The 17,163-nt window shown below is 66.8% G+C and carries 15 protein-coding genes; 11 read left to right on the forward strand and 4 right to left on the reverse strand.

What is annotated here, in order from left to right:
* Positions 1–20: 20 nt before the first annotated feature.
* Entirely contained in the window at positions 21–473 is a 453-nt protein-coding gene (locus JQX08_RS16250; RefSeq protein ID WP_205349457.1) for a GNAT family N-acetyltransferase, read from the reverse strand.
* A 304-nt stretch (positions 474–777) separates the two neighbouring features.
* Here JQX08_RS16250 and JQX08_RS16255 point away from each other — a divergent pair, with 304 nt between their 5' ends.
* The 11 genes from JQX08_RS16255 (at position 778) to JQX08_RS16305 (ending at position 14,622) form a co-directional block, all read left to right on the forward strand.
* Complete coding sequence (locus tag JQX08_RS16255; RefSeq protein ID WP_205349458.1) at positions 778–2,955, forward strand: malate synthase G; 2,178 nt, start codon at positions 778–780, stop codon at positions 2,953–2,955.
* A 312-nt stretch (positions 2,956–3,267) separates the two neighbouring features.
* Positions 3,268–3,831, forward strand: a complete 564-nt coding sequence (gene ahpC, locus JQX08_RS16260; RefSeq protein ID WP_205349459.1) for an alkyl hydroperoxide reductase subunit C — start codon at positions 3,268–3,270, stop codon at positions 3,829–3,831.
* A 255-nt stretch (positions 3,832–4,086) separates the two neighbouring features.
* Positions 4,087–5,643, forward strand: a complete 1,557-nt coding sequence (gene ahpF, locus JQX08_RS16265) for an alkyl hydroperoxide reductase subunit F (protein WP_205349460.1) — start codon at positions 4,087–4,089, stop codon at positions 5,641–5,643.
* Positions 5,644–5,822: 179 nt separating this feature from the next.
* Entirely contained in the window at positions 5,823–7,760 is a 1,938-nt protein-coding gene (locus tag JQX08_RS16270) for a DUF294 nucleotidyltransferase-like domain-containing protein (protein WP_205349461.1), read from the forward strand.
* The gene (locus tag JQX08_RS16275) at positions 7,757–8,464 is read left to right on the forward strand and encodes a 3'-5' exonuclease (protein WP_205349462.1); all 708 of its coding nucleotides are present in this window, start codon (positions 7,757–7,759) and stop codon (positions 8,462–8,464) included. The genes JQX08_RS16270 and JQX08_RS16275 overlap by 4 nt, the downstream gene beginning before the upstream one ends.
* Before the next feature lie 106 nt (positions 8,465–8,570).
* Positions 8,571–9,095, forward strand: coding sequence for an RNA polymerase sigma factor (locus JQX08_RS16280; RefSeq protein WP_430472544.1), 525 nt, complete (start codon positions 8,571–8,573; stop codon positions 9,093–9,095).
* Positions 9,092–10,060 (forward strand): FecR domain-containing protein, encoded by a 969-nt coding sequence (locus JQX08_RS16285; protein ID WP_205349464.1) that lies wholly within the window; start codon positions 9,092–9,094, stop codon positions 10,058–10,060. The genes JQX08_RS16280 and JQX08_RS16285 overlap by 4 nt, the downstream gene beginning before the upstream one ends.
* A 140-nt stretch (positions 10,061–10,200) precedes the next feature.
* Entirely contained in the window at positions 10,201–12,576 is a 2,376-nt protein-coding gene (locus JQX08_RS16290) for a TonB-dependent siderophore receptor (protein ID WP_205349465.1), read from the forward strand.
* A gap of 69 nt (positions 12,577–12,645) precedes the next feature.
* On the forward strand, positions 12,646–13,779 hold the full coding sequence (locus tag JQX08_RS16295; RefSeq protein ID WP_205349466.1) for a PepSY-associated TM helix domain-containing protein: 1,134 nt from the start codon (positions 12,646–12,648) through the stop codon (positions 13,777–13,779).
* Positions 13,776–13,961: a hypothetical protein gene (locus tag JQX08_RS16300; protein WP_205349467.1), complete on the forward strand. Its 186-nt coding sequence runs from the start codon at positions 13,776–13,778 to the stop codon at positions 13,959–13,961. The genes JQX08_RS16295 and JQX08_RS16300 overlap by 4 nt, the downstream gene beginning before the upstream one ends.
* A gap of 28 nt (positions 13,962–13,989) precedes the next feature.
* Positions 13,990–14,622, forward strand: coding sequence for a glutathione S-transferase (locus tag JQX08_RS16305; protein ID WP_205349468.1), 633 nt, complete (start codon positions 13,990–13,992; stop codon positions 14,620–14,622).
* Positions 14,623–14,681: 59 nt separating this feature from the next.
* Here JQX08_RS16305 and JQX08_RS16310 read toward each other — a convergent pair whose 3' ends face one another.
* The 3 genes from JQX08_RS16310 to JQX08_RS16320 all read right to left on the reverse strand — a co-directional run bounded on the left by JQX08_RS16310 (position 14,682) and on the right by JQX08_RS16320 (position 17,020).
* On the reverse strand, positions 14,682–15,011 hold the full coding sequence (locus tag JQX08_RS16310; RefSeq protein WP_205349469.1) for a hypothetical protein: 330 nt from the start codon (positions 15,009–15,011) through the stop codon (positions 14,682–14,684).
* On the reverse strand, positions 15,011–16,366 hold the full coding sequence (creD, locus tag JQX08_RS16315) for a cell envelope integrity protein CreD (protein ID WP_205349470.1): 1,356 nt from the start codon (positions 16,364–16,366) through the stop codon (positions 15,011–15,013). Before creD ends, JQX08_RS16310 begins: the two co-directional genes overlap by 1 nt.
* Before the next feature lie 219 nt (positions 16,367–16,585).
* Entirely contained in the window at positions 16,586–17,020 is a 435-nt protein-coding gene (locus JQX08_RS16320; protein WP_205349471.1) for a CBS domain-containing protein, read from the reverse strand.
* Positions 17,021–17,163: the final 143 nt, after the last annotated feature.

The raw sequence follows: 17,163 nt of genomic DNA on the forward strand, positions 1-17,163 counted from the left end.
CTGTTCGAATCGGGCCCGGCTCAGCGCGACGCCAGGCTCAGCCAGTAGGTGTGGAAGGCTTCGTCCCTGACATAGCCTAGGCGCTCGTACAGCGCCTGTCCGGCCAGATTGGTCTTCGCCGTTTCCAGCATCAGGCCGCAAGCGCCGCTGGCCACGGCGAAATCGCGGGCGGCGTTCATCAGTGCTTCGCCAACCCCGCGGCGCCGCGCCGTCGGCGCGACGAACAGGTCGCTGAGCAGCCACGACGGGCGCAGCTCCAGCGAGGCGAACAGCGGGTAGAGCTGCACGAATCCCTGCGCCCGGCCTTCGGCGTCACGGGCGAGGAACAGCGCCGAGTCGCCGCGTTCGAGGCGCGCGGCGAGGAAGCTGCGGATCGCCGCGGGCTCTTTCGGCACCTGGTAGAACTGCAGGTAGCCGGCGAACAGCTCGCTGAGCGTGTCGAGATCGGCGGCAGTGGCGGCAAGCACGGGCATAACGGACTCCTTGTGGGTATGCAGGGCAAGTATAGGAAAGCCGCCCGGCGGGCGGCAGCCGCGCCTGCGACGGCGGGTCGCAGACCGCCCACCGAATTAATCGTGTACGTTTTCTAGATTTATCTGGAACAATCTTGGTGTTTTTTGAGAACATTCCGCTCCCGCCGTGACTGCAACGCACATTCCGGTCGCCCCGCGACGCCTGCGCTGATTTTTACGGCGGCTTCATGTAGTATGCCGCGCCTCGGACTACATAACGGGAAAAGCCCGGTCCGTGCGGATCTAGAGCAGAGTGAGGCAAGCAATGACTGAGCGCGTTCAAGTCGGTGGCCTGCAGGTCGCCAAAGTCCTGTTCGACTTCGTGAACAACGAAGCCATCCCCGGTACCGGCATTGCTGCCGACAAGTTCTGGGGCGGTGTGGAAGCGGTCATCAATGACCTCGCCCCGAAGAACAAAGCCCTGCTCGCCAAGCGCGATGCCCTGCAGGCGCAAATCGACGCCTGGCACCAGGCGCGTGCCGGCCAGGCCCACGACGCCGTGGCCTACAAGGCATTCCTGCAGGAAATCGGCTACCTGCTGCCGGAAGCCGCTGACTTCCAGGCCACCACCCAGAACGTCGACGAAGAAATCGCCCGCATGGCCGGCCCGCAGCTGGTAGTGCCGGTGATGAACGCGCGCTTCGCCCTGAACGCCGCCAACGCCCGCTGGGGTTCGCTGTACGACGCCCTGTACGGCACCGACGTGATCAGCACCGAAGGTGGCGCGGACAAGGGTCCGGGCTACAACCAGGTGCGCGGTGACAAGGTCATCGCCTACGCCCGCGCCTTCCTCGACGAAGCCGCGCCGCTGGAAGGTGCCTCGCACGTCGACGCCAGCGCCTACGCCATCGACGCCGGCAAGCTGGTGGTCAGCCTGAAGAACGGCAACCGCGTCGGCCTGCAGAACCCGGCGCAGTTCATCGCCTTCCAGGGCAATGCCGCACAACCGGCTGCCGTGCTGCTGAAGAACAACGGCCTGCACTTCGAAATCCAGATCGACCCGTCCAGCCCGATCGGCCAGACCGATGCCGCCGGCGTCAAAGACGTGCTGATGGAATCCGCGCTGACCACCATCATGGACTGCGAAGACTCCGTGGCCGCCGTCGATGCCGACGACAAGACCGTGGTCTACCGCAACTGGCTGGGCCTGATGAAGGGCGACCTGGCCGAAAGCGTGGCCAAGGGTGGCAGCACCTTCACCCGCACCATGAACCCGGACCGCGTGTACACCAAGGCCGACGGCTCCGAGCTGACCCTGCATGGTCGTTCGCTGCTGTTCGTGCGCAACGTCGGTCACCTGATGACCAACCCGGCGATCCTCGACGCGCAAGGCAACGAAGTGCCGGAAGGCATCCAGGACGCGCTGTTCACCAGCCTGATCGCGGTGCACAACCTGAACGGCAACACCAGCCGCAAGAACACCCGCACCGGCAGCGTGTACATCGTTAAGCCGAAGATGCACGGTCCGGAAGAAGTGGCCTTCGCCGTCGAGACTTTCGGCCGCGTCGAGGACGTCCTCGGCCTGCCGCGCAACACCCTGAAAGTCGGCATCATGGACGAAGAGCGCCGCACCACCGTCAACCTCAAGGCCTGCATCCAGGCTGCGAAAGAGCGCGTGGTGTTCATCAACACCGGCTTCCTCGACCGTACCGGCGACGAAATCCACACCTCCATGGAAGCCGGCGCGATGGTGCGCAAGGCCAACATGAAAACCGAGAAGTGGATCGGCGCCTACGAGAACAGCAACGTCGACATCGGCCTGGCCACCGGCCTGCAGGGCAAAGCGCAGATCGGCAAAGGCATGTGGGCGATGCCCGACCTGATGGCCGGCATGGTCGAGCAGAAGATCGCTCACCCGCTGGCCGGCGCCAACACCGCCTGGGTCCCGTCGCCGACCGCCGCCACCCTGCACGCCATGCACTACCACAAGGTCGACGTGTTCGCCCGTCAGGCCGAGCTGGCCAAGCGTGCCGCCGCCTCGGTGGACGACATCCTGACCATCCCGCTGGCGGCCAACACCAACTGGTCGGCCGACGAGCTGCAGAACGAACTGGACAACAACGCCCAAGGCATTCTCGGCTACGTGGTGCGCTGGATCGACCAAGGCGTCGGCTGCTCCAAGGTGCCGGACATCAATGACGTGGGCCTGATGGAAGACCGCGCCACCCTGCGCATCTCCAGCCAGCTGCTGGCCAACTGGCTGTGCCACGGCATCGTCAGCGAAGCGCAGATCGTCGAGAGCCTCGAGCGCATGGCTGTAGTAGTCGACCGGCAGAACGCCAGCGACCCGCTGTACCGTCCGCTGGCGCCGAACTTCGCCGACAACGTGGCCTTCCAGGCCGCGCTGGAACTGGTCGTCGAAGGCACCAAGCAGCCCAACGGCTACACCGAGCCGGTGCTGCACCGCCGCCGTCGCGAGTTCAAGGCCAAGAACGGTCTGTAATTCGCCACTGCTGTGAAAAGAACCGCCCTCCGGGGCGGTTTTTTTATGCCCGCGCGCCACTGATCGAGTCGCGAGGCTCCCGCACGCCGCTCTGCTGATCTACCTCAACAAACCGTCATAGTCGTGGTCGTAAGCTGTTCATCAACCGCAATGGGTTGATTTCGCCGGGCCATCACCCCACTTAGAGCCCTGCGCGGGCCATCCCTATAGAGCGAGGCAATCAATTCGATGCCTTCAATCAATTTAGCGATATAGCCGGATTGCATTAGGATGGCCCCATCAAATTTCCAAACCCCACAAGGAGTTCACCCAATGTCTCTGATTAACACTCAAGTTCAGCCGTTCAAAGCCACCGCTTTCCACAACGGCGAGTTCATCGAAGTCACCGAGCAGAGCCTGAAGGGCAAGTGGTCCGTGCTGATCTTCATGCCGGCGGCCTTCACCTTCAACTGCCCGACCGAGATCGAAGACGCCGCCAACAACTACGCCGAGTTCCAGAAGGCCGGTGCCGAGGTGTACATCGTCACCACCGACACCCACTTCTCGCACAAGGTCTGGCACGAAACTTCGCCGGCCGTTGGCAAAGCCAAGTTCCCGCTGATCGGCGACCCGACTCACCAGCTGACCAACGCTTTCGGCGTGCACATCGCTGAAGAAGGTCTGGCCCTGCGCGGCACCTTCGTGATCAACCCGGAAGGCGTGATCAAGACCCTGGAAATCCACTCCAACGAAATCGCCCGTGACGTGTCGGAAACCCTGCGCAAGCTGAAAGCTGCCCAGTACACCGCCGCCAACCCGGGTCAAGTCTGCCCGGCCAAGTGGAAAGAAGGCGAAGCCACTCTGGCTCCTTCGCTGGACCTGGTTGGCAAGATCTAAAAATGGGCGTAACGCTGCTGCGCTAGGCATTGCTGCGTTGAACTAAGGCTCGGGCTGCTCATTTACAGCTCGTAAACTCCGCGCCCTCGCCTTAGTTCGCCTTGCACTGCCGTCGCTCGCGACGCGCTACATCCCATTTTGTTTACGCGCTTGGGGTCGTCACCCGACCCGCTACAAGTGCCCGAACGCCCGGGCGCCAACCGTCCGGGCGTTTTTGTTCCTGAAATTCGTACTTTTGCAGAGGAAATTGCAGTCATGTTGGACGCCAATCTGAAAACCCAGTTGAAGGCCTACCTCGAGAAGGTCACCCAGCCGTTCGAGATCGTCGCCTCCCTCGATGACAGCGCGAAATCCCAGGAACTGCTGGCCCTGCTCAAAGACATCGTCGGCCTGACCGACAAGATCACCCTGAAGACCGATGGCAGCGACGCCCGTCGTCCGTCGTTCTCGCTCAACCGCTCGGGTGCGGATATCGGCCTGACCTTCGCCGGCATCCCCATGGGTCACGAATTCACCTCGCTGGTGCTGGCGCTGCTGCAGGTCGGCGGTCACCCGTCGAAGCTGGACGCCGAGACCATCGAGCAGATCAAGAGCATCGAAGGCCGTTTCGAGTTCGAAACCTACTTCTCGCTGTCCTGCCAGAACTGCCCGGACGTGGTCCAGGCGCTGAACCTGATGGCGGTGCTCAACCCCAACATCCGCAACGTCTCCATCGACGGCGCGCTGTTCCAGGAAGAAGTCGAGCGCCGGCAGATCATGGCCGTGCCGAGCATCTACCTGAACGATGAAGTGTTCGCCTCGGGTCGCATGGAGGTGAAGGAAATCCTCGCCAAGATCGACACCGGCGCGGCCAACCGCGACGCCGAGAAGATGAACGCCAAGGACGCCTTCGACGTGCTGGTGGTCGGCGGTGGCCCGGCCGGCGCGGCCGCGGCGATCTACGCCGCGCGTAAAGGCATCCGCACCGGCGTGGCCGCCGAGCGCTTCGGTGGCCAGGTGCTCGACACCATGGCGATCGAGAACTTCATCTCCGTGCAGGAGACCGAAGGGCCGAAACTGGCGCGCGCCCTGGAAGAGCACGTGCGTCAGTACGACGTCGACATCATGGACCTGCAGCGCGCCAGCGCGCTGATCCCGGCCAGCGGCGCCGGCGGTCTGCATGAAGTGAAATTCGAAAGCGGTGCGAGCCTCAAGGCCAAGACCGTGATCCTCGCCACCGGCGCGCGCTGGCGCGAAATGAACGTGCCCGGCGAGAAGGAATACAAGGCCAAGGGCGTGTGCTTCTGCCCGCACTGCGACGGCCCGCTGTTCAAGGGCAAGCGCGTGGCGGTGATCGGCGGCGGCAACTCCGGCGTGGAAGCGGCGATCGACCTGGCCGGCATCGTCAGCCATGTCACGCTGATCGAGTTCGACGACAAGCTGCGTGCCGACGCCGTGCTGCAGAAGAAGCTCGCCAGCCTGGCCAACGTCACTGTGATCAAGAGCGCGCTGACCACCGAGGTCAAGGGCGACGGGCAGAAGGTCACCGGCCTGGTCTACAAGGACCGCGTCACTGAGGAACTGAAGACCGTCGAGCTGGAAGGCATCTTCGTGCAGATCGGCCTGCTGCCCAATAGCGACTGGCTGAAGGGCACTATCGAGCTGTCGCCGCGTGGCGAGATCGTCGCCGATGCGCGCGGTGAAACCTCGGTGCCGGGCGTGTTCGCCGCCGGCGACGTGACCACCGTGCCGTACAAGCAGATCGTCATCGCCGTGGGTGAAGGCGCCAAGGCCTCGCTGAGCGCCTTCGACCACCTGATCCGCACCACCTGATCGCCCCTGCGCGGCACCCCGAGCCGCCGTCTGCCCCGCGCAGACGGCGGCTTTTTGCTGTCCGCCGCCCGGTTGTCCGCCGGCCCGTCACGGTCTGGCGACACGCCTAGACTTACGTCCAATGTGCAAGCCGGGCGCCAGCCCGGACCATTCGCGGATCGGTCTTCACGGCAACCAGCATGAGCAAGCGCGACGATCTCGCCGAAGCGGGCAAGACGGCGGTGCTGCAGAACATCCACGGTCTGATGGAGTTCCTGCGCAAGTACCCGCCGTTCAACCAGATGGAAAGCGCCCACCTCGCCTACCTGGTGGAGCACTGCCAGCTGCGCTTCTACGGCGAAGGCGAGAGCATCCTCAAACCCACCGACGGCCCGGTGCAGCACTTCTATATCGTCAAGCAGGGCCGGGTGGTCGGCGAGCGCCCGCATTCCGCCAAACGCGGCACCGAAACCACCTTCGAGATCGCCAGCGGCGAGTGCTTCCCCCTCGCAGCGCTGCTCGGCGAACGCGCCACGCGCACCGAGCACCTGGCCGGCGCGGACACCTTCTGCCTGCTGCTCGGCAAGGACGAGTTCGTCCGCCTGATCGCCCAGTCTGCGCCGTTCCGCGACTTCGCCCTGCGCGGGGTCAGCAGCCTGCTCGACCAGGTCAACCAGCAGGTGCAGCTCGACGCCGTGGCCAGCCTCGGCGCGCAGTATTCGCTGGACACCCCGCTGCACCAACTGGCCATGCAGCAGCCGGTCAGCTGCCCACCGTACACGCCGCTACGCGAGGCGGTGCGGCGCATGCACGAGAGCCATGTCGGCAGCATCGTCATCGTCGACGACGGGCAACGGCCGCTGGGCATCTTCACCCTGCGCGACCTGCGCCGGGTGATCGGCGAGGCCAGCGCCGACCTGGAGCAGCCGATCGCCACGGTGATGATCCAGCAGCCGTTCCACCTGCCGCCGCAGGCCAGCGCCTTCGACGCGGCGATCGCCATGACCGAACGGCACATCGCCCACGTTTGCCTGGTCGACGACGGCCAACTGACCGGGGTGGTCTCCGAGCGCGATTTGTTCTCTCTGCAGCGCGTCGACCTGGTGCACCTGGCGCGCACCATCCGCCACGCCGGACGCCTCGACACCCTGGTCGCGCTGCGCCACGAGGTGCGCCGGCTGGTCGACAGCATGCTTGCCCACGGCGCCAGCGCGACGCAGATCACCCAGCTGATCACCCAGCTCAACGACCACACCGTGTGCCGGGTGATCGAGCTGTGCCTTGAGGAGGTCGGCGACCCCGGCGTACCGTTCGCCTGGCTGTGCTTCGGCAGCGAGGGACGCCGCGAGCAGACCCTGCACACCGACCAGGACAACGGCCTGCTGTTCGACGCCGAGGACGCCGCCGAGGCGGCGGCAATCCGCGGCCGCCTGCTGCCGCTCGCCGAGCGCATCAACGAGGCATTGGCGCAGTGCGGCTTCGCCCTGTGCAAGGGCGGCATCATGGCCGGCAACCCGCAGCTGTGCCTGTCCTGGGAAGAGTGGGCGCGGCGCTTCAGCACGTTCATTCGCGAGGCGACCCCGGAAAGCCTGCTCGGCTCGACCATCTACTTCGACCTACGCACCGTGTGGGGGGCCGAACAGGGCGGCGAGCGCCTGCGTCACCGGCTGCTGGCGGAGGTCGCCGACAATCCGCTGTTCCAGCGCCTGATGGCCGCCAACGCACTGCGCCTGCGCCCGCCGGTCGGGCGCTTCCGCGACTTCGTGGTCAAACGCCGCAGCGGCGAGGCGAGCGCCACCCTCGACCTCAAGGTGCAGGGCCTCACCCCGTTCGTCGATGGCGCGCGGTTGCTCGCCCTGGCGCATGGCATCAGCGCAACCGGCACCCTCGAGCGCCTGCGCGCGCTGATCGAGCACGAGGTGATCGACGCCCAGGATGGCGCCGCCTACGAGGAGGCCTACCACTTCATCCAGCAGATGCGCATGCAGCAGCATCAGTGGCAGGCGCGCCAGCAGCAGGACTACTCCAACCGCCTAGACCCGGACACGCTCAACCACCTCGACCGGCGCATCCTGCGCGAGTCGTTCCGCCAGGCGCAGCGCCTGCAGAGCAGCCTGGCGCTGCGTTACCAGCTATGAGCGCGTTCGCCTGGCTGCAGCGCCGCGGCCCACAGCTGGATGCCGCCCAGCAGGCACGCCTGGCCGCGTTGCCGAGCGCTGCAGGCTTTGACGAGCAGCCGCTGGCCGCCCAGCGCCTGGTGGTCGTCGACCTGGAGACCAGCGGCCTGGATCCGCGTCGCGACCAGTTGCTGTCGATCGGCGCGGTGGTCATCGCGAACGGCGCCATCGACCTCGCCCAGCAGTACGAATGCACCCTGCACTGCGCCGCGCACCGTGCCGGCGCCAGCACCCTGATCCATGGCCTGGCGCCGAGCGCCATCGCGGCCGGTGCGCCGCCCGGCGAGGCGCTGCTGGGCTTTCTCGAATTCCTCGGCGCCAGTCCGCTGCTGGCCTTTCACGCCGGCTTCGACCGCCACGTGCTGGTTCGCGCGGTCAAGCAACATCTCGGCCTGCGCCTTCGCCACGGCTTCCTCGACGTCGCCGAACTGGCCCCGCTGCTCTGTCCACAGGCCGAACTGACGCACGCAGGGCTGGACGACTGGACCCGCCACTTCGGCCTGCAGGTCGCCGAGCGCCACCACGCCAGCGCCGATGCGCTGGTCACCGCGGAGATCGCCCTGATCCTGTTCAGCCGCGCCCGCCGTCAGGGCCTCGACAGCCTGGCCGCGCTGAATCGCCGCCTGCACGTCTGGCGCCACCGCGCGCAGGCGCCCTCGCTGTAACCTCTCGTCAGGCTCGTCACTAGAGCGATTGCAGTTATCAGCTGCGATTTGAGATCATCTGGGAATCATTCTCGATTTATCTCGTCCGCCGCACAGTCGGTTGGAGGTGACAGTGTCGGTTGGCGACTCCACGAATCACGAGCTGGTCGATCTGCTCTATCGCGACCACCGGGCCTGGCTGTTCGGCTGGCTGCGCAAAAGCGTGCAATGCCCGCAGCGCGCCGAAGACCTCAGCCAGGACACCTTCGTGCGCCTGCTCGGCCGCCCTGACCTGCACACGCCACGCGAGCCGCGCGCGCTGCTGACCACCATCGCCCGCGGCCTGCTGATCGACCATTTCCGCCGCAGCGCGCTGGAGCGCAGTTACCTCGACGAGCTCACCCTGCTCCCCGAGGAGCTGCACCCGAGCCCCGAGGAACAGGCGCTGGCGCTCGACGCGCTGCGCCAGGTCGACCGCCTGCTCGGCCAACTGTCGAGCAAGGCGCGCGCCGCCTTCCTCTATAACCGTCTGGATGGCCTTGGCCACGCGGAGATCGCCGAGCGCCTCGGCGTCTCGGTGTCGCGCGTGCGCCAGTACCTCGCCCAGGGCCTGCGCCAGTGCTACATCGCGCTGTACGGTGAGCCGCGATGAGCGCCGTGTCGGCCCGCGTGCTCGACGAAGCCATCGCCTGGCAACTCTGCCTGGACTCCGGCGAGGCCACCTCCCGCGAGCGCCAGGCCTTCGCCGGCTGGCTGGCCGCCGACCCCGACCACGCGCGGGTCTGGCAGCAACTCGGCGGCGTCGACCAGCAGCTCGCCAGCGTCAACGCCCCGGCGGCGCGCCGCGCCCTGCTGCACAGCGCCGCCGCACGCCGCCAGCAGCGCAGCCGCCTGGGCGGCAGCGCACTCGGGGTGGTGCTCAGCTGCGGTCTGCTGCTCGGTCTGCTGCATCAGCAGCGGCCGCTCGGCGATTACCTGGCCGACGAGATGACCGCCAGCGGCGAGCAGCGCGACCTGACCCTCGCCGACCACAGCCAGGTGCGCCTGAACAGCCGCAGCGCGGTGGACATCGACTTCTCCGGCGCCGAGCGGCGCCTGTTCCTGCGCAGCGGCGAAATCCTCGTGCAGACCGGCCACGGCGATCCGCGGCCGTTCGTCGTCGACACCGCCCAGGGCCGCCTGCGCGCCCTCGGCACACGCTTCCTGGTGCGTCGCGAGGGTGATGCGACGCGCCTGATCGTCCTGCAATCGGCGGTCGCCGCGCACCCCGCCGGCAGCCCCGACGAACGCGTGATCAACGCCGGCTCGCAGGTGCTGATGCACGACACCAGCCTCGATGGCGTGGCCAGCGCACCGGTCGGCGCCGACGCCTGGAGCCGCGGCATGCTGGTGGTCGAGAACCAGCGCCTCGGCGACCTGCTCGCCAGCCTCGCCGAGTACCGCCACGGCTACTTGGGCGTCGACCCGAGCATCGCCGACCTGCGCATCAGCGGCAGCTTCCCGCTGTACGACAGCGAGCGCGCCCTGGCCGCATTGCCGCCGAGCCTGCCGGTACGTATCGAACGGCATACCGACTGGTGGGTGCGCGTGGTGCCACAAGCGACAGTCACACCGTAGGCGCGCATAAATGCGCGCCTGGCGCGACGGCGGGGGCTTGGTCGCGAGGATGAAGAATATTTTCATTCACCCCTGACACTTTTCATTTCTCCTTCGGCATTAGGGCATTGAGACATATTTACACTTAGGAGATGCTCGCAATGCCGCACCATCTTTCGTCGTTCCGCCCCCGCCTGCTGGCCGCCGCCATCGCCCTCGCCGCCCTGCCGTTGCACGCCAGCGCCGAGCATTACCAGCTGCCGGCCGCGCCGCTGTCGAGCACCCTCAACCGCATCGCCAGCGACGCCGGCATCGCCCTGAGCATCGACCCGGCACTGACCGCCGGCAAAACCGCCCAGCCGGTGCAAGGTGACTACGCGCCGGAAGCCGCGCTCAACGCCGCCCTGCAAGGCAGCGGCCTGCAACTGCTGCGCAGCGGTGCCGGCACCTACAGCCTGGCCGCCCTGCCGACCGACGCCATGGCCCTGCCGGCCACCAACATCGACGCCAAAGGCGACAGCGAAAGCGCCTGGGGCCCGGTGACTGGCTATCTGGCCAAGCGCACTGCCGCTGGCACCAAGACCGATACGGCACTGGTCGAAGCGCCACGCTCGATTTCCGTCGCCACCCGCGAGCAGATGGAAGACCGCGGCGTGCAAAGCCTGGATGATGCGGTGCGCTACATGCCCGGCGTAACCGCCAGCAGCTATGGCAGCGACGCCCGTGCCGACTGGCTGCGCGTGCGTGGCTTCGAACCGACCCAGTTCCTGGACGGCCTGCCGCTGCCGGACGGCGCCTTCGTCAATCCCAAGATCGAAACCTGGAACCTCGAGCGCGTCGCCCTGCTGCGTGGCCCGGCGTCCTCGGTGTATGGCCAGACCCCACCCGGCGGGATGCTGGATATGGTCAGCCGTCGCCCGCAGGCCGAGTCGAGCAACGAAGTGCAACTGCAGTACGGCAGCGACAACCACCGCCAGATCAACTTCGCCAGCACCGGCAAAGTCGACGAACAGGGTCAGTTCCTCTATGGCCTCAGCGGCGTGGTACGCGACAGCGATACCGCCATCGACCACATCGAGGACAAGCGCTACAACATTGCGCCCAGCCTGACCTGGGTGGCGGACGAAGACACCAAGCTGACCTTCATCAGCCAGTTCACCCGCGACGATACCGGCGTTACCAGCCAGTTCCTGCCGCTGCAGGGCACCAAGCTGCCATCGCCGGTCGGTGATATTTCTCACCACAAGAACCTCGGCGATCCGGATTCCGACTACTACGATCGCACCTACTACGCCCTGGGCTATGCGTTCGAGCACCGCCTGAACGACACCTGGCAGTTCCGCCAGAACCTGCGTTACACCAAGAGCGATCTGGAATTTCAGACTGCCTACCCGTTCGGCACTGTGGCCGCCAACGGCGACGTGGGTCGCTTCGTCGATTTCGTCAACGAAGACATCAGTCAGTTCGCCGTGGACAACAATTTCCAGGCAGACTTCCAGACCGGCGCGCTGACCCACACCCTGCTGCTGGGCCTGGATCACCAGCGCATCAACAACAACTACAACTGGCAGTTCGGTTTTGCCCCACCGATCAACGTGCTCAACCCGGTTTACGGCCAGAGCTTCTCCCCGAGCTTTGTCCTGCAGGATTTCGACCAGAAGTCCCGCCGCACCGGCCTCTACGTGCAGGACCAGATCGCTCTGGACAACTGGCGCCTGACCCTCGGTGGACGTGAAGATTGGGTGCACACCGGCACCGAGTTCTACGACGAAAATGACGCATCCAATACCGAGCGCGACAAGGCCTTCAGCGGCAACGCCGCCCTGAGCTACGTGTTCGACAACGGCGTGGTGCCCTACCTGTCTTACGCCGAATCCTTTCAGGCCATCACTGGCGCGGATGCCTTGTCCAACACCTCGTTCAAGCCCACCGAAGGCAAGCAGTGGGAGCTGGGCACCAAGTACCAACCGCAGAACCTGGACCTGATGTTCACTGCCGCCGTGTATGACCTGCGCCAGCAAAACGTGTCGGTCAGCGAAGTTATCGGCGGGGTCCCGATCACCTCGCAAAGTGGCGAGGTCAAGGTCCGCGGTCTGGAGCTGGAAGCCACCGGCAACGTCACCGACAACCTCAAGCTGATCGCCACCTTCACTCGCACGCTCAGCGAAGAGATGGACGGCCAGTTCGAAGGCAGCCGCCTGCAACGCACGCCGGACAAGCAGGCCACGCTGTGGGCCGACTACACCTGGAACAGCGGCCTGCTGGACGGCTTCGGCATCGGTCTGGGCAGTCGCTACACTGGCGACATCTACGACGACCGCGGCAACACCGAGACCGGTCACGTGGGCTCGTACACCCTGTACGACGCCGCCGTGCACTACGACCTGGGTCGTGTGAGCAGCGAACTGGCGGGTGCTTCGCTGGCCGTGAACGCTACCAACCTGTTCGACAAGGACTACCTGTCCGCCTGCAACAGCACCTGGTGCTACTACGGCGACGAACGCAAGGTAGTCGCCAGCGCCACCTACCAGTGGTAAGTCACTAGGTCGCTATCGACGCACCACCGAGGCCGCCTGATGGGCGGCCTTCGGCTTTTGGGACGAACCATGAACGCCACCACGATCCGCCGCTGGTCCTTCGTCCACACCTGGACCAGCCTGATCTGCACCCTGTTCCTGCTGCTCCTGGCGCTGACCGGGTTGCCGCTGATCTTCCACCACGAGCTCGAGCACCTGCTCGGCGACGCGCCGGAGCTGCGCGAGCTGCCGCCGGGCACCCCGCACCTCGACCTGCAGCAGCTGGTCGCCGCCGCCGAGCGGCATCGCCCTGGCGAGGTGGTGCAGTACCTCGGCTGGGAGGACGACGAACCGAACGGCGTGGTGACCATCATGGCCGCCACCGCCGGCACCGAGCCGAATTCCTCGCACACCTTCATGCTCGACGCGCGCAACGGCGAGGCGGTGGCCATGCCGGCGGCCAACGGCGGCTTCATGATGCTCATGCTGCGCCTGCACGTGGACATGTTCGCCGGCCTGCCCGGCAAGCTGCTGCTGGCCTTCATGGGTGTGCTGTTCGTGGTCGCCATCGTCTCCGGGGTGGTGCTCTACGCGCCGTTCATGCGCCGCCTGCGCTTCGCCGAAGTGCGCCGCGACAAGGCCCCGCGCACGCGCTGGCTCGACCTGCACAACCTGATCGGCATCGTCACCCTCAGCTGGGCGCTGGTGGTCGGCGTGACCGGGGTGATCAGCGCCTGCGCCGACCTGGTGATCGCCGCCTGGCGCAACGATACCCTGGCCGCGCTGACCGCGCCGTACCGCGCCGCGCCGCCGCTGACCCAGCGCGCCCCGGCCACTGACGTCCTACGCATCGCCGCCGGCGCAGCGCCGGGCATGCAGCCCGACTTCATCGCCTTCCCCGGCACGCGCTTCTCCAGCGAGCACCACTACACGGTGTTCCTCAAGGGCAACACGCACCTCACCGCGCACCTGTGGACGCCGGTGCTGATCGATGCACAGAGCCTGGCGGTCACCGCGGTCGGCACGCGGCCGTGGTACATGGACGCGCTGGCGCTGTCGCAGCCGCTGCACTTCGGCGACTACGGCGGCCGGCCGATGCAGATCCTCTGGGCGCTGCTCGACGTGCTGACCATCATCGTCCTCGGCAGCGGCCTGTACCTATGGTGGAGCCGCCGCGGCCCGCTGCCCGGCACCCCGCACGCGGCGCGCGAGGTGCAGCGATGAAGCGGCAGAACCTGTGGCGGGTATTCGCCGTGCCTCTTGCGATCGCCCTGCTCGGCTTTGCCGGGCTGTTCGCCGCACTGCTCGGCGACGGCGCGTGGGACGCGCTGGCCTGGCTCGGCCTCGGCCTGGCCGCCGTGCTCGGCTACCGGGCGCTGCTGCCGCGCCGCGGGCCGCGCGGCTAGACTGCGACAAAGCGCCCGGAGAACCGCCATGTCCAGCCCGACCATGACCCTGTTCCACAACCCCGCCTCGCCCTTCGTGCGCAAGATCATGGTCCTGTTGCACGAGACCGGACAGCTCGGCCGCGTTGCCATCGAGTCGGTGCAGCTCGCCCCCACCCAACCCAGCGCGGCGGTCAACGCCAGCAACCCGGCCGGCAAGATTCCCGCGCTGCGCCTGGCCGACGGCGGCGTGCTGTACGACAGCCGGGTGATCTTCGATTACCTCGACCAGCAGCACGTCGGCGAACCGCTGATCCCGCGCGACGGCCATGCGCGCTGGCGGCGCCTGACCCTCGCCGCACTGGCCGACGCGATCCTCGACGCCGCGGTGCTGATTCGCTACGAGAGCTTCCTGCGTCCGGCCGACAAGCGCTGGCAGGACTGGCTCGACGGCCAGCAGGGCAAGATCAGCCGCGGCCTCGCCGAACTGGAGAGCAACGCGGTGGCCGAGCTGGCCAGCCATTTCGACGTCGCCGCGATCGGCGCCGCCTGCGCACTGGGCTACCTCGACCTGCGCCAGCCCGAGCTGGCCTGGCGCGCCGCCTGTCCACAGCTGGCGGCCTGGTACGCCGAGGTCAGCCAGCGCCCGTCGATGACCCACAGCGCGCCGCCGGCGGCCTGAGCCGCGGCGGAAACAAGCGGGCGATGCGCCGCGCCAGGCGTGCGCCCAGCGCGCGTTCCTCACGCAGCATGCGCGGCCGCCTCCTGCGGCCGGCACAGCAGACAGTACAAGCCCAGCGCGACCAGCAGCGCGACCTGCCCGAGCGCCGCGCAGAACTGCAGGAACGACGCCACGTTGGCGTTGCGCGACGCCTCGTGCACGCCGCTCAGGCGCAGCCAGAAGGCGTCCGGCAGCAGCTGCAGGGCCAACTGGGCGAGCGGCTTGCCACTCAGCAGCAGGCCGTCGATCACCCCGCGCTCGCCACTTAGCAGCAGTAGCACCAGGCCGAGCAGCGCCAGCACCAGGCCCATCGCCAGACACACGCCGAACTGCAGGATCACGCGGGCCATCAACGTACCTCCTGGCGCAGCGGCTCGCCGCGACCGAGGTCGTACCAGTCGAGTTTGCGGGTCAGCAGCATCACCGTGGCGAGCAGGCCGAACACCAGCAGTGAGCCCATCAGCAGCGCGTAGTCCTCGGCGCTGAGCAGCACGTAGAGCATCGCGTAGAGCGCCGCCAGCAGCGCGGTGAAGCCGCCGCCGCGCCACCAGCTGTGCAGCACGCCGCTGACGTAGATGCCGATCAGCAGCACGCAGGCGCTGGCCGAGATGCCATAGGCGCGGTCGAAGCCGAGGTGCTCGGCGAGCGACAGCAGCAGCAGGTAGAACAGCGCCAGCGCCAGGCCGACCAGGCCATACTGCACCGGGTGCACGGCCAGGCGCTTGAGCACCTCGAAGAGGAAGAACGCGGCGAAGGTCAGGGCGATGAACAGCAGCGCGTATTTGATCGCCCGCTCGCTCTTCAGGTAGTGGTCGACCGGGTCGACGAAGCTGACCCCCAGGCTCGGCGCGTTGAACGCCTCGCAGCGCTCGTGGCGCACGCAGTCGCGCAGGGCTTCCTCGAGGTTGGTGGCGAAGAAGCTGGTCTGCCAGCGGGCAACGAAGCCCTGGGCGCTGATCTCCCGCTCGCTCGGCAGGTAGGCGCCGACGAAGCTCGGGTGCGGCCAGTCGGAACGCAGTTCGACGCGCGTGTCGCGGCCCACCGGGCTGACGCCGAGCTGGCCGGTGCCCTGCAGCTTGAGTTCGAAGGCGAAGTCGAAGGCCTGCGCGCTGCTGCCGTCGAGCACCGCCAGCGGCACGTGCACGCCGTTGCCCAGACGTGCCTCGCCGCTGCCCGGGGCGAAGCTCAGGGTCTGCGTGCCGAGGCGCAGCTTGAGGTCGTTCTTGATGCCGCGGATGTCGCTGATGCCGACGGCGAGGAAGGCCGGCTCGAACACGTAGTCGGCGAAGTTCTCGCGGATACCGAACTGCGCCGGCAGCTCGAAGCGCCCGCTGAGCTGCGCGTCGCTGTGGAACAGCCGCGCCTGGTAGATGCCGCGATAGCGCAGCTCGGTTTTCACCGCGCCGTCGACGGCGAAGCGCTCGGGCAGGAAGTACAGGCGGCTGCGCACCTCGCGCTCCTCCAGGAAGCGTTCGCCGGACTTCTCGTGGGTCTTCCACTCGCGCACCGTGCGCCGGTACGGCACCACCAGGATCGGCCCGGTGATCTGCTGGCTGTAGCTGGAGCTGCGCGCGATGTCGTCAAGCACGCCCTCGCGCAACTGCTGACGCTCGTCGACCAGGCCGTCGATCAGCAGCAGGGGAATCATTAGCAGGACGATCAGCAGGGCGACGATGCCCAGCTTGAAACCCAGGGTACGGCTCATGGCGACTCTCCATTCGGGATGAATGGCGGCAGTCTGCGCAGCGCCCGTGGGGGCTTTATGGGGCGTGGATGGAGTTTCGATGGAGAGCGTGTGGCGGCGCCGCCACCACACAACCCTCGTAGGATGGGTTGAGCGCAGCGATACCCATCGGCAGGGTGGCGAGGGGTATCGGCGCTGCGCTGCTCAACCCATCCTACCGGCGCGCGCGGCCGGCGCCGCTCAGTCGCCGCGAATGTAGTGCTGCAGCTGCTCGATCAGGCTTTCCTGCTCGCTGGTCACATCGCGCACCAGGTCGCGGATCGACAGCAGGCCGATCAGTTCGCCCTGCTCGAGCACCGGCAGGTGACGGAGGTTCTTCTCGGTCATCAGCTGCATGCAGTACTGGTTACTGTCGCGCGGGCTGACCACGAACAGGTTGCGGGTCATGATCTCCTCGACGCTGGTGGCGTACGCCGAGCGTTCCAGCAGCACCACGCGGCACACGTAGTCGCGTTCGGTGACGATGCCGGCCAGCTCGCCGCGATCGAGCACCAGCAGCGCGCCGATGCCCTTCGCCGCCATCAGTTCGGCGGCCTCCAGCACCGTGGTGTCCGGGCTGACCGCATAGAGGCTGGGGTTGGCCTTGCTGCGCAGAATGTCGCTGACAGTTTTCATCGGGGCGCTCCTCGACACAGGCGATTCTTAGAACCTGTTTCGGAACTCGCGAACTAGAGAAAAACAAGGCGAAGCCATCTTCAACGCAGTTTTTCCGACGCGCAGCAGATCCGAGACAGGTTTTTGTGGGCGGGCATGGGGCC

The organism is Zestomonas insulae (assembly GCF_016901015.1).
In the GTDB taxonomy this organism is placed as follows: Bacteria; Pseudomonadota; Gammaproteobacteria; order Pseudomonadales; family Pseudomonadaceae; genus Aquipseudomonas; species Aquipseudomonas insulae.